Raw genomic sequence first — 13619 nt, 5'->3', positions numbered from 1 at the left:
ATCTACTTTAAAAATTTTATTTGATTAGTTACGTCTTGATAGCCAATATTATTGCATGGCCTTTGGCCTGGTTAATTATGAATGGATGGCTAAACTCCTTTACTTATCGGATTGATATGAATCCATTATTCTTTGTTACAGCGGCTTTATCGGTTGTGTTTATTGCTTTGCTATCCGTTGGATATCAAACAGTTAAAGCTGCTATTGCTAACCCGGTTCAGTCATTACGCAATGAGTAAAATGTCTGTTTTTTATCGAAAATTTTGGCTAATAACAGATAAATTATGCCGTCTTTATAAAAAGTGCATGCATCAACTGATTGATTCTTTTATATTAGAAGGAAATTTAAGTTGAAGTATTGTGATTAGATCTCTTTTATTGGTTTTAATTTGTGCAACAACCTTAACTGCACAACATCAATCGGCATTGTATAAAATTGAAGGTAATGGGTTAAATGAACCTTCTTACCTGTTTGGTACTATTAATTTCTTACCCAAATTTGGCTATTTTGTGCCGGATGAGGTGAAAAACGCAATTATTGCAAGCAGGGTATTTGTGACAAAAACAGATTTACGCAGGAAAACACAGCAAAAATTTACTGAGGCTGTTAAAATTCCTAATGACGGTACAGTAAATAAATACCTAACTGAAGAAGAGCAAAAGCAGCTCAGAGCAATAATTGAGGAGTATGGTGGCAGAAATCAGGCCTATGACAATTTCTACAGCAAGTTGCAGCCTATTATTTTAGTAACAGCTACTACTGCACTCACGTTACAGTACAACATTACTTATCCGGAAAGGGAGCTTGAAGATATAGCCAAAGACAACAGGCTAAAGTTCAATAGCCTGAGTGATGTGGATGAAGAAATTGCTGCATTTGAACAATTTCCAATTGAAGATCAGATAGAAGCTCTAAAATATACTATCAATAATTTTGACGACCATTTAAGTGATTATAATAAAATGGTGCGCGCTTACATGAAAGAGCAGAACATGGAAGTAGTGAAAGAAGAAACATTTAAAGCCACCAATGAAAGCGAGAAATTTAAAGAAGTATATTACGACAACAGAACCGAAAAGTGGCTGCCGGATGTGGTTAAACTCATTAAATCAAAACCTACATTTTTCGCGTTAGGTGTACCTCATATTATAGGCGAATCAGGATTGGTGAGTTTATTAGAAAAGGAAGGCTATACCATTACTCCCGTTATTATCGATTTCGCCCCTGCAAAGACCTCCAACTAGGCTCAAAAGAATTTCTTACTAAATTGTAGAACAAAAAATAAATCGGCCCGTATATTAGTTCTACAATTTAGAAGTTAATATATGATTGAAACAAAACTTGGTGATTTTGAAGAAGTAATTCTTCTTATCGTAGGAATCTTAGGAGAGCAGGCTTATGCCTTAAATATTGCAGATGAATTTGAAGCACAAACCAAAAGAGCCGTTTCTATCGGGGCGGTACATTCCACACTTACACGACTAGCCGATAAAGGTTTTTTGGAATCCAAGATGGGTGAAGCCAGCGCTGAACGTGGTGGTAGAAGAAAAAGAATCTATGAAATAACAGCCGCAGGCCAGCGTGCCCTGGAAAACTCTCGTGATTTTAAAGTGTCACTCTGGAATCAGTTTCCGGCATTTGCAGACAAACTGAATTTCTCATTCTAAATGCAGTCACCTCCACAACTGGCGCAAAAGTTTATCAACTGGTTTCTCAAAGAAGAACTAGCCGAAGAGGTATTAGGCGACTTGGAAGAGAAATACTATCGGAAATTAAAAGAAACCTCTGTTACAAAAGCAAAACTCAATTATTGGTTTCAGGTATTGAATTACCTGCGGCCATTTGCACTCAAAAAATATAGGTCAAACTCAAACAACTTTATTATGATTAACAACTATTACAAAGTGGCGTGGCGCCATATCGCTAAAGAAAAGTTCTATTCATTCATCAATATTTCTGGCTTAGCAGTAGGTATTGCTTCCTGCATTTTCATTGCCTTTTATGTCTTGAATGAATTGTCTTACGATCAGTATCACGAAAATCTTGATAGAACGTATCGTGTTCTGCAGGGTTTTAAAGCCAATGAAGACTTGGATACCCCACCTGTACCGGAAGAATACCGGTTTTGGGGTAATGCTCCCATCGGACCAGCTCTGAAAGAAGAGATTCCGGAAATTGAACATTTCTGCCGTTTTACTCCTGGCCATTCGAAGCTTATAAAAGTTAATGATGAGTTATACAATGAAGACGGTGTAGTTTTTGGAGATTCTACAGCTTTTAAAGTCTTCAGCTGGAAGGTTATCGCTGGAAATCCTGATTTAGCTTTAACTGAGCCTAACAGTATTGTTTTAACAGAATCACAGGCAAAAAAGTACTTCGGAAACGAAGATGCCATGGGCAAGATTGTTACTTATAACCAAACAGTTGAGTGCAAAGTGACTGCTATTATGGAAGATGTGCCTCTTAATTCGCAGTTCAGGTTTGACGCCATAATCTCCATGAAAACATTTTACAATGAAAGACCTGCCATCTTTGATTCGTGGGGCTATGTAGATTTTTATAATTACATCACCCTTAAAGAGAATACCACAATAGAAGCCATCAAACCCAGAATTACAGATGTGGTTGAAAAATATACTGCCGATTGGGAGCAATCAAAATTTTATGCCGATGTAGAGCCCATGGATGGCTCCTATTTAAATTCAGTAGCTAAAAGACAAGCGGGAAAAATGGGAAGCATTTCCAATCTGATAATCTTCTCCATAATAGGCGCATTTATTTTAATTATTGCCTGTATAAACTTCATTAACTTATCGACAGCTCGTTCTCTGGAAAGAGCTAAAGAAATTGGAATAAGAAAAGTAGTGGGTGCTAGACAGTTTTCATTGGTCAATCAATTTCTATCTGAGTTTTTCTTGCTTTCGTTATTTGCAGGTGTTTTGGCTATTGCCATAGTAATTGTACTTGCACCTAACTTCTTTGGTTTAACAGGAGTAGAAATTACATCTACCGACATTTTCAACATTGAGTTTGCACTTACCTTTGTATCTGGAATAGCTATTATTGGACTTTTGGCAGGATTTTATCCTGCATTTCTGCTTTCAAAATTTCAACCGTCCAAAGTTTTAAAAGGTAATTTTAAAACAGGGTCGTCAGGCGTAATTTTAAGAAAAGGACTTGTCACTTTTCAATTCATACTTACCATTGCCCTCATTATTGGAACTACTACTATCTACAATCAACTAAAGTTTCTTCAAAATCACGACTTAGGATTTTCTAAAGAGCAGGTATTAGTAATGGAGTTTGGTTTCGATACGCAAGTGCAATTAAATATTGAGGCATTAAAGAATGAATTTGGCAATGATCCCGATGTAACGGAGGTCAGTGCTTCACGGGCTGTACCGGGTAATTTCTTACCAAATGCAGGAACGCTCATAGAAAATAAAGCTGGCGAAATGGAGCCACACAGCCCTACCATCTATGAGATTGACCCCGACTTTATTCCTTTCTATGATATTAAAATGCTGTCTGGAAGGCCTTTTTCATACGATTATTATTCAGATTCTACGGAAGCTTTAATGATCAACATGGCGGCCGTAAAGCTTTGGGGCTATACAGATCCTGAAGAGGTCATTGGTAAAAAATTCAGTCAGTGGGGGAAAGAAGGAAAGGTAATAGGTGTAGTAGATGATTTCAATTACAAGTCGCTTCATTCAGAAGTTGAGCCCTTATCATTGCGGTATGAGCCATTTAGCATGGCTAAGTTTTCTCTGAAGATTAATACGGATGATGTTTTTCAAACAATCCAGCGATTGGAGAGCAAATGGAAAACTTTAATCCCTCAAAGGCCCTTTACCTATTACTTTTTAGATGATAATTTTGATCAGCAGTATCGTGCCGACAATCAATTTGCTCAATTATTTGCATCATTTGCTATTCTTGCCATTATCATAGCATTTCTTGGTTTGTTCGGTTTAACCACCTATACCACAACACAGCGCATCAAAGAAATTGGCATTAGAAAGGTATTAGGAGCTTCAGTGCAGTCGATCGTGCTTTTACTCTCCAAGGATTTATTTAAACTGCTGGTGATTGCATTCTTAATTGCCTCACCGCTTGCCTGGTTTGCCATGAACAAATGGTTGGCAGGTTTTGCTTACCAAACTTCGATAAATGCAGGTATTTTTATAATAGCGGCCATTGCTATTTCGGTCATTGCGTTTGGCACCATGAGTTGGCAATCGGTAAAGGCTGCACTTCAGAATCCTACTAATTCATTAAAAAATGAGTGATTATTAAGAAATAATCTTGGGGTTAAATACCTCAAGATTATTTTTTTGCATAGAGTACAATTTGAAGAGTCATCTTCTTAGTATATGCATAAGACATACTTTTCTTAGAAAAAGAACTTGACGGATTGTGCGTAAAAAAAGCTGTGACATCAGGCACTCTCATACCCCAAGAACCAGAGGCTGCTAAATCACCTGGAAGGATAAGACTCACATGAGTTTCTGCATCAGTATCACCAGTAAACACAGCTACCACCGGCTTTCCTTCATTCGCCATACTTTGAGCCTTTTTTAAAGCCTCCTGATCATAAGCATGCCCTACCATTTGCCATTTATCAGATTCTTTTACTAGTCTTTTTATCTCAGAAAAACTTAGATATTCATTGCTAGCCGGGTCTTTCAAATCACTCGACTTATAAACCTCTTGCATGGCCATACCGATATAACCCTGACATGTATTTTTATTTTCGGAAGACATGCATTGCTGAAACTCCTTTTCGATTGCCGCTATTTTTTGTTGCCAGCCATTTGATTGTGCTAGTGATAGACTATTAGTTGAAAGTATGATACAGCTGATCAATAGATATCTCATTGTAATAAGTTTTAGTTGGTTGTAATTACAATAATTGATACTGCAAGCAGGGCTAAGTAACCCTTAATCTGGTTAAAAAATGAGGAAATTGAATGAAGTCTAACTTAATAAGTTAGTTGTCAATCAGTTAAGAATAATAAAATAAGTGTAAAACAATGCCAGACCAAGGAGTGCTCCTGTCCCAGCATACCTTTGTTTCGACTTAACAAAGTCCTCGCTAACACCTTCATGCGAGCTAATTAGTTTGATAAGCATGATAAACTGTAGCAAACAATTACTCAACAAAAGACCCCACTCAATAGTAGAAGGTAGGTATTTATTCATAGGAACGGTGATGAAAAGAGAATGAAAGAGTAAAGAAATCATTAAAAAGAAAATGAGCAGCTCAATTCTTTTGGATTTAATCTCACGCTTTTTTCCTGCTTCCTTTCGCATGGAAGAGGAAGCTCTAATGGTGTTGATGTAATGACGAATTGAATAAAGTAATAATAGTGAAAGTACTACCTCAATGCCAACATGATATCTGATGGTTCGGTAGATGATAGAATAACTAAAATAGTTGCTAATTAAGACTATCAATGAAGTCGACAATACAGCTGCCTGACTTACAAAAAGCAAATACGATAACCAGGGTTTATTCTTCAATCTGTCTATTATTTTATGCGAATATCGCATAAATTATCTATTAGAAAGAGCCTGGCTCTCTTTTCTAAATGCAACACTGTTGTATATTTGCCACTCATTCAAACCCAATCATGCTCATAAGTCTCGCCATTCTTTTTTTTAGTGCCCTTTTAAGTGGGTTATTGGTTTTCGCAATCCCCAACCTTGATCAAAAGAATTATAAGTTAGCATTGGTGTTTGCAGGATCGTATTTATTCTCGATTACGATCATCCATATAATGCCAGAGTTATTTTCTCAGGCAGAAAACCCAACCTCCATTGGTATATATGTGTTGCTGGGTTTCTTTTTGCAGCAAATATTGGAGTATTTCACGGCAGGTGCAGAACATGGTCATATCCATAAGCACGAGCATGATCATCAGAGAGGTGTAGCATCTTCCATAATGGTTCTGGGCGCCATGATTGTTCATGGTCTTTTAGAAGGTAGCCTATTGGCACACCCCAGTGTAATTCATGCCCACCACGATGCCAATAGTATTTTGTTTGGTATTGTATTACATAAAGCTCCTGCTTCTTTTGCGTTGATGTCTATAATCGTTTGTCAGCTAAAGAGAAATAAACTCGCGATCATATTCTTAGTGCTTTTTGCACTAGCTTCTCCTATCGGCATGGTTGTAGGTGATTATTATGTGGAAAATAATGCTCTGGCAGATGAAACATTCACTATTCTATTTGCCATTGTTAGTGGTAATTTCCTGCACATTTCAACAACAATTGTTTTTGAAACAAGCTCCGACCATCATTTTAACGCTAGAAAATTAGCGGTGGCTGTTATCGGAGCCCTAATTGCTGTTGGCGCTGAGTATTGGTTTTAGTCCACACAGCATTACGAAACAGCTTTTTTGATAGATGAGGTTTCTTGGATAGATATCCTATTAAATTTTTAGTTAAAATCTTCCATTTGTTGCAATTAGAACTGAATTACGCATATTTTCCAATCAAATTGCGAAAGAGTATCAATCTTTGGTGGAATGAAACCTCTCAAAAATCATTGCTAAAATAATATATATATGCTAACTTACTATAGTTATGCGTAATCCGACCTGCCCGAAATGTGAATCGACTAGTATTATCAAGAGCGGAATTGTCAACGATCGACAGCGTTTTAAATGTAAAAAATGCGCTTATAATTTCACTGTCAGTAAGTTAGGTAAAGAAATTGACCCCTATTTTGTTATTAAGGCCTTACAATTATACCTGGAAGGAATAAGCTACCGAGAGATTGAAAGGATACTGGGAGTGAGTCATGTATCTGTTATGAATTGGGTAAAAAAATATAAAATTAAACCTCCCGAACGCTATGATTATCACCCCACATACAAAATATTAAGTCATGCTGAACTGAGTGAACTCATGGCTTCCCCAGGCTATTTAAAGGGTTCAGGAATGCTTATTACAGAATTAGGCGATAAATTCATGGTGATTAAATGGGATCGCTTTAAAGACTAAACCTATATAATTACCAAAAATATACATCACTTTTTCGCAATCGTTTGCATTTTGCAAAATTCGAAGTGTTGAAGTTTTAGACGGCCGTCTTTTCAAAATATCAGACAACTAAAGTTTCAATACAATGAAAAAACAACTACTAAGTGTCTTTATGGCATTGAGCGTATGCTGGTGTATTCCGGCCAATGCGCAAGAAGAAAACGGCAAAGATGCAGACAATCTTGTTGCCAAGCCTGACCACTCTTATAAGCCTTTAACGCTTAAGCTAGATGATTCAGGATCGAAGTATGTACGATTTATTATTTGGCACCAGCAATGGTTGCAGACTAATAATCGCGAGGTTGATGATTTAAAAATGCAACTCACTTCCTTTACAAGAAGAAGCAGAATGCTCGCTTTTGCTCAAATTTCACCTCGTTTTCTAATCTTAACGCACTTTGGGCTTAACAACTTCGGCCCCAACAATCAAACCTCATTAGGTAACAATGGTGATGGTCCGCAACTTTTTTTACATGATGCCTGGACAGAGTTTAAAGTATCAAATAACGATGCATTACACATAGGTACAGGCCTACATTATTGGAAGGGTTTAACTCGACTGGCCAATGCATCAACACTAAACTTTATGACCATGGATCAGGCAAGGCCTTTTACCCATTGGCATTCTTTAGGAGTAACCGATCAGTTTGCACGCCATTTTGGTGTATATGCCAAAGGACAAATTGGACAATTTGATTATAGATTTGCGATTAACAATCCACTAAACCCAGCAAATGCATTAGGTGCAGGAGCAAATTATGGAGCAGCCTTCCCTAATTCTGAGGCATCAACCATTACTTACGATGGTGCAGCTCAGATAGATTTAGATGGTGATCCTACAGGAAATACTATTGTTGAAGGTTATTTCAGATATAATTTATTCGATACAGAGTCTACAAAACTGCCGTATCAGGTAGGTACCTATTTCGGTAAAAAGAAAATCTTGGGATTTGGAGCAGGGTTTTTCAGACATGCTAACGGAGCTTTTGATACTGCTACAGGTGAGCACGAAAATGTTCAACACTTCGCAGCAGATGTATTTTATGACGCACCATTAGGTGACGGTGGAATTAATGCCTATGCCGCTTTTCAAAGTTTTGATTACGGAGATAACTATGTTTCCCGATGGGCAGGTACTGGTACAAACATATATGTACAGGGTGGATATTACATACCTAGCCTGAACATTATGCCTTATTTCGCCTACCAATCTGGTAGTTATGATGCATTAGAAGACAATATTAGCTCTATGGATATCGGTGTAAACTACTATGTAAGCGGTCATAATGCCAAAATTACTTTGGAGTACCACACCATCAGAGGTGACTTTAGAGACAGTCCTGGTACTGACGGTGATGTCACTCAATGGAGACTTCAAACACATATATTCTTATAAAATAAATCAACTAAAATATGAACAATCAAGAAAAAATGACGGAATACTGGAAGAAGAATTTGCGCTTTCTGGCAATACTGCTCTCCATCTGGTTTTTAGTGAGTTATGGATTCGGAATTCTATTTGTAGACGCTCTGAATACTATAAAAATTGGCGGATTTAAACTTGGGTTTTGGTTCGCTCAACAAGGATCAATCTATGTTTTCGTGGCGCTCATCTTCGTTTATGTAAACTGGATGAACAAACTCGATAAGGAGTATGATGTTCACGAAGATTAATAATCAACCTAAAAATATTTAACAATGGATATTCAAATTTGGACCTATATAATTGTCGGCATCACATTCGCTCTTTACATCGGTATAGCGATATGGTCAAGAGCCGGTTCAACGAAAGATTTTTATGTGGCAGGTGGTGGTGTTTCACCCCTTGCTAACGGTATGGCTACAGCCGCAGACTGGATGTCGGCAGCCTCATTCATTTCCATGGCAGGATTGATCTCATTTATGGGCTATGACGGTACGGTTTACCTCATGGGTTGGACAGGTGGCTACGTACTTCTGGCTTTACTGCTTGCTCCGTATTTAAGGAAATTTGGAAAGTTTACCGTTCCTGATTTTATCGGAGATCGATACTACTCCAATGTTGCTCGTACGGTGGCCGTTGTTTGTGCCATCATTGTCTCGTTCACTTATGTGGCCGGCCAAATGCGGGGCGTGGGTGTTGTATTCGCCAGATTCCTTGAAGTACCTGTTAACACAGGAGTTTACATTGGTATGGCTATCGTATTCTTCTATGCCGTATTGGGTGGCATGAAGGGTATCACTTACACTCAGGTAGCTCAGTATTGCGTGTTAATATTCGCGTACATGGTTCCTGCCTTTTTTATTTCGATACAATTAACAGGAAACGTAATTCCTCAATTGGGGTTTGGAAGCACCATGGCTGATGGTTCTGGAGTTTATCTTTTAGATAAATTGGACCAGTTACATACTGAACTTGGTTTTGCCGAATATACTTCGGGCTCTAAATCTATGATTGATGTATTTGCTATCACTTTTGCCTTGATGGTGGGTACGGCTGGATTGCCACACGTAATCGTAAGATTCTTCACTGTGCCGAAAGTTCGTGATGCACGTATGTCTGCCGGTTATGCACTTGTATTCATAGCTATTCTTTATACAACAGCACCTGCTATTGGTGCTTTCGCAAGAACAAACCTGATCAATACTGTGTCAGATAAAGAATATGCTTCTGTACCTCAGTGGTTTTCGAACTGGGAAAAAACAGGGTTGATTGCCTTTGACGATAAAAATGCTGATGGTAAAATCCAATATGTAGCTGATGCAGAAAAGAATGAACTTACTATCGACCGTGATATTATGGTGCTTGCCAACCCTGAAATTGCCAATCTTCCCAACTGGGTAATTGCATTGGTAGCAGCGGGTGGTCTTGCAGCAGCGCTTTCTACAGCAGCAGGTTTGTTACTTGTAATATCTACCAGTTTGTCACACGATTTGATCAAAAAGCAAATCAAACCGAATATCTCTGAAAAAGAGGAACTGATATGGGCACGTATAGGAGCTGCAGTTGCGGTGTGTGTTGCCGGTTACTTTGGCATCAACCCTCCGGGATTTGTGGCTGCCGTAGTTGCACTTGCCTTTGGTTTGGCCGCTGCTTCTTTCTTCCCAGCCATTATTCTGGGTATTTTCGACAAGCGAATGAACAAAGAAGGAGCCATTAGCGGAATGGTTGTAGGAATTCTTTTAATGCTTTTCTACATGATTAAGTATAAACTCGGAGGCTTTGGTGGCGGAACTGCTGAAGACTGGTGGTTCGGAATATCACCTGAAGGTTTCGGCACAGTAGCCATGGTTGTAAATTTGGTAGTTTCTTTTGCAGTGTCAAGAGCAACTGCTGAACCACCTGCTGATGTACAGGCAATCGTAGAAGATATCCGATTCCCTAAAGGAGCAGGAGCCGCTTCGGATCACTAATTTTCAAAATTCTTATGGAAGGGCTAAGAAGAATACTCTTAGCCTTTCTTTTTAAACTATTTATTATGAACAGACTAGGACGTAAAGCTTCCATTTATTTTATCGGAGCCTATGGCACAATAACATTATTACTCCGGTTCTATTACGAATCCACTCATCAGGTTTCATATCTTTTTTCTATCCTTATTGGTGTTATTGCACTGTCAGTTTTATTAATTTTAGTTAAACTGAAATTCTTAAATTTTAACGATTCAGAATAATGGATAAAAAAGTGAATCAGGTGTTAATCATAACATTCATCACACTTTTTGTAGTGATTCACTCTCCTATTCTTCACATTTTCAACCGCCTTAATTTTTCGTGGACTATTCCACCACTTACCTTATTTCTATCAGCTTTCTGGATTCTGGTTATTGTCATCTTATGGTATATCGCCACCAGGTTTTTAAAAGATAAAGATCATGGAAATTAAGTGGCTGGTTATATTGCTATCATTTCTTTATTTGGGCTTGCTCTTTGGTATCGCCTATTGGGCTGAACGCAACAGTGAAAGTCGCTGGGTGAATAACCCTTACATTTATGCTTTGTCCATGGCGGTTTATTGCACGGCTTGGACCTATTATGGCAGTGTTGGTAGAGCGGCCAACCAAGGGCTGGATTTTCTGACCACCTACATCGGGCCGCTACTCATGGCACCTCTTATGTGGATAGTCATTCGCAAAATTATTCGAATATGTAAAGTACAGCGCATCACTACTATTGCTGATTTTGTGTCTTCGCGCTATGGAAAAAATATTTTCATTGGCGGGCTGGTTGCTTTTGTGTGTGCTGTAGGCGTATTACCATACATTTCTATACAGATCAAAGCCATCTCCAACAGCTTCCTTATTTTAACCGGAGATAGCCCGGGATACACTTCTGCATCAGTAGCCTTTTTTAATGATACAGCCTTTTACATCACCATTCTATTGGCAATATTCACCATTTTATTTGGAGCGAATCGTGTTGATAGTAACCTTAAAAATAACGGCCTGATTGCTGCCATTGCTTTTGAATCGATATTCAAACTGGCTGCATTTATATTTATTGGTTTGTATGTGACCTTCGGTCTGTTTAATGGCTTTGGAGATATTTTTCAGCAGTCATCAGTGCTACCTGATATCGAGAAGCTGCTAACCATTCCTTCGGACAGTGGCTATTCCAACTGGATGTGGCTCAACATTCTTTCCATGTTGGCCATTGTGCTTTTGCCGCGGCAGTTTCATGTAACCGTAAAAGAAAACAGGAATGAAAATCACCTAAAAAAAGCCATGTGGCTTTTTCCACTTTACTTGTTGCTCATTAACATTTTTGTTATTCCCATAGCGCTTGGAGGTAAATTAATTTTTCAAAATAATCCTGTAGATGCGGATACCTATATGTTGGCCATACCGCTTCAAATGAGCAATACTCCTTTGGCTTTGCTTACCTATCTGGGAGGCTTGTCAGCAGCAACCAGTATGATTATTGTCTCAACAACTGCGCTGGGTGTAATGCTTAGCAACAGCATATTAACACCACTCATTGTAAAAAACACAGAACTTTCAGCTCCTGAAAACAACAACGTAAGTCAAGTGCTCTTAAGAGGCCGACAATTCCTGATAGCTGCCATATTGCTCTTAGCTTATATCTATTTCAAGTACGTTTCCGATCGCTTCTCCATTGTTTCAATTGGGCTTATTTCCTTTGTGGCCGTTGCACAATTTGCTCCTGCTGTTTTACTAGGAATGTACTGGAAAAACGGAACGCGCACAGGTGCCATTGCAGGAATTTTGTCAGGCTTCGCCATTTGGTTTTACACATTGGTATTGCCAACAATCGTCAGTACGGGACTTCTTCCTGAGCAGTTTATTATTGATGGCCCATTTGGAGTTGGTTATTTAAGTCCTAATAACTTTTTGGGTGTAGATAACCTGAGCCCCATAACCAACGGTTTTTTCTGGAGCATTTTCATTAACCTCCTCACTTATGTGGCGGTATCCCTACTATCAAAACAATCGAGCAAAGAGATTAATCAGGCCGAAGTATTTGTAGATATTTTCCAATACTCAACAGTTTATGAAAGCTCCATTGTTTGGAAAGGAACAGCCTATGTACAGGATATAAAATCTTTACTCAATAAATTCATTGGGGAAGAGCGAACCAACAGGGCATTTCGCAATTTCATGATCAACAACAAGATCAATAGCGAAAGTCTACGTGCAGACTTTCGATTGGTAAACTATGCCGAGAAATTACTTGCCGGTGTTGTGGGCTCTGCTTCTTCCAGAGTGCTAATATCCAATGTTGTTAAAGAAGATAATATTTCTATGAATGAAGTTTTCGATATTCTTCAGGAATCGAGAAGGTTTATATCTGATAATAAGGCATTAAAAGAAAAGTCAGACGAATTAGAAATTGCCACTCAGCAACTACAAATAGCCAACGAAGAATTAAAAAAATTGGACCAGCTAAAAGATGAATTTATCTCTACAGTAACACATGAGATGCGCACACCATTAACTTCTATACGAGCCATGTCAGAAATCATACATGACAACCCGGATTTGGAAGATGAGGAGCGATCCAAATTTCTGGATACTGTTATCAGTGAGACCAAACGCATGGATAGACTCATTTCTCAGGTATTGGATTTGGAAAAAATGGAATCAGGAAAGCTAAATCTTGAACTGTCGGATATCCAATTTGAAGACATCATTTCCGACTCATTAAACCGATTGAGACAAGTAATTAAAGAAAAGAGTATTGATCTGGACGTTCAAATACAGGAACAGCTTCCTATGATAAAAGGGAATAAAGACCGATTAATGCAAGTGGTGATCAATTTAATTAGTAATGCCACCAAGCATTGCCCCGAAATCAATGGAAAAATTATCATCAATGCCCAAAATGGCGATGGTAATCTTAGTTTTATAGTAGAAGACAACGGCCCGGGAGTTTCGCCCGAAAGCCGAGAGTTAATCTTTGAAGCTTTCTATCAGGCTAAAAATCAGACACTCAAAAAGCCTGAAGGTAGTGGTCTTGGATTAACGATCAGTAAAAAAATAATTGAGTTGCACAGAGGTAAAATTTGGGTTGAGAATAGCGCAACCGGTGGGGCTCGCTTTCAATGTTTGATACCATTAAATTAAGC

General features: G+C 38.4%; 12 protein-coding genes. 10 read left to right on the top strand and 2 right to left on the bottom strand.

From position 1 onward, the window contains the following. Positions 1-77 precede the first annotated feature (77 nt). From JR347_RS05235 to JR347_RS05220, 4 genes are all read left to right on the top strand, one after another. On the top strand, positions 78-239 hold the full coding sequence (locus tag JR347_RS05235) for a hypothetical protein (RefSeq protein ID WP_205722998.1): 162 nt from the start codon (positions 78-80) through the stop codon (positions 237-239). A 121-nt stretch (positions 240-360) separates the two neighbouring features. After that, complete coding sequence (locus JR347_RS05230; RefSeq protein WP_205722997.1) at positions 361-1245, top strand: TraB/GumN family protein; 885 nt, start codon at positions 361-363, stop codon at positions 1243-1245. Positions 1246-1326: 81 nt separating this feature from the next. Beyond that, positions 1327-1668, top strand: coding sequence for a PadR family transcriptional regulator (locus tag JR347_RS05225; protein ID WP_205722996.1), 342 nt, complete (start codon positions 1327-1329; stop codon positions 1666-1668). Beyond that, entirely contained in the window at positions 1669-4293 is a 2625-nt protein-coding gene (locus tag JR347_RS05220; protein WP_205722995.1) for an ABC transporter permease, read from the top strand. A gap of 37 nt (positions 4294-4330) precedes the next feature. On the opposite strand, the gene JR347_RS05215 is transcribed toward JR347_RS05220, so the two are convergent. Together JR347_RS05215 and JR347_RS05210 are read right to left on the bottom strand one after the other, a co-directional pair. Next, positions 4331-4882 carry a hypothetical protein gene (locus JR347_RS05215; protein ID WP_205722994.1) on the bottom strand — a complete coding sequence of 184 codons (552 nt, stop codon included), beginning with the start codon at positions 4880-4882 and terminating at the stop codon, positions 4331-4333. 123 nt (positions 4883-5005) lie between these two features. After that, positions 5006-5527 (bottom strand): hypothetical protein, encoded by a 522-nt coding sequence (locus JR347_RS05210; RefSeq protein ID WP_205722993.1) that lies wholly within the window; start codon positions 5525-5527, stop codon positions 5006-5008. Positions 5528-5637: 110 nt separating this feature from the next. On the opposite strand from JR347_RS05210, the gene JR347_RS05205 reads away from it, so the two are divergent. From JR347_RS05205 to JR347_RS05180, 6 genes are all read left to right on the top strand, one after another. After that, positions 5638-6381 (top strand): ZIP family metal transporter, encoded by a 744-nt coding sequence (locus JR347_RS05205; protein WP_205722992.1) that lies wholly within the window; start codon positions 5638-5640, stop codon positions 6379-6381. Positions 6382-6595: 214 nt separating this feature from the next. Beyond that, positions 6596-7015 carry an IS1/IS1595 family N-terminal zinc-binding domain-containing protein gene (locus JR347_RS05200; protein ID WP_205722991.1) on the top strand — a complete coding sequence of 140 codons (420 nt, stop codon included), beginning with the start codon at positions 6596-6598 and terminating at the stop codon, positions 7013-7015. 124 nt (positions 7016-7139) lie between these two features. Further along, a complete protein-coding gene (locus tag JR347_RS05195) occupies positions 7140-8450 on the top strand; it encodes a porin (RefSeq protein ID WP_205722990.1) in 1311 nt (436 codons plus the stop codon). Positions 8451-8467: 17 nt separating this feature from the next. Continuing rightward, positions 8468-8728 (top strand): DUF4212 domain-containing protein, encoded by a 261-nt coding sequence (locus JR347_RS05190; RefSeq protein ID WP_205722989.1) that lies wholly within the window; start codon positions 8468-8470, stop codon positions 8726-8728. Positions 8729-8752: 24 nt separating this feature from the next. Further along, positions 8753-10447, top strand: a complete 1695-nt coding sequence (locus JR347_RS05185) for a sodium:solute symporter family protein (RefSeq protein ID WP_205722988.1) — start codon at positions 8753-8755, stop codon at positions 10445-10447. A 461-nt stretch (positions 10448-10908) separates the two neighbouring features. Then, on the top strand, positions 10909-13617 hold the full coding sequence (locus JR347_RS05180) for an ATP-binding protein (RefSeq protein ID WP_205722987.1): 2709 nt from the start codon (positions 10909-10911) through the stop codon (positions 13615-13617). Positions 13618-13619 lie beyond the last annotated feature (2 nt).

The sequence above is a fragment of the Fulvivirga lutea genome (genome assembly GCF_017068455.1).
Lineage (GTDB): Bacteria > Bacteroidota > Bacteroidia > Cytophagales > Cyclobacteriaceae > Fulvivirga > Fulvivirga lutea.
This window is presented reverse-complemented; position numbering and strand designations above follow the sequence as displayed.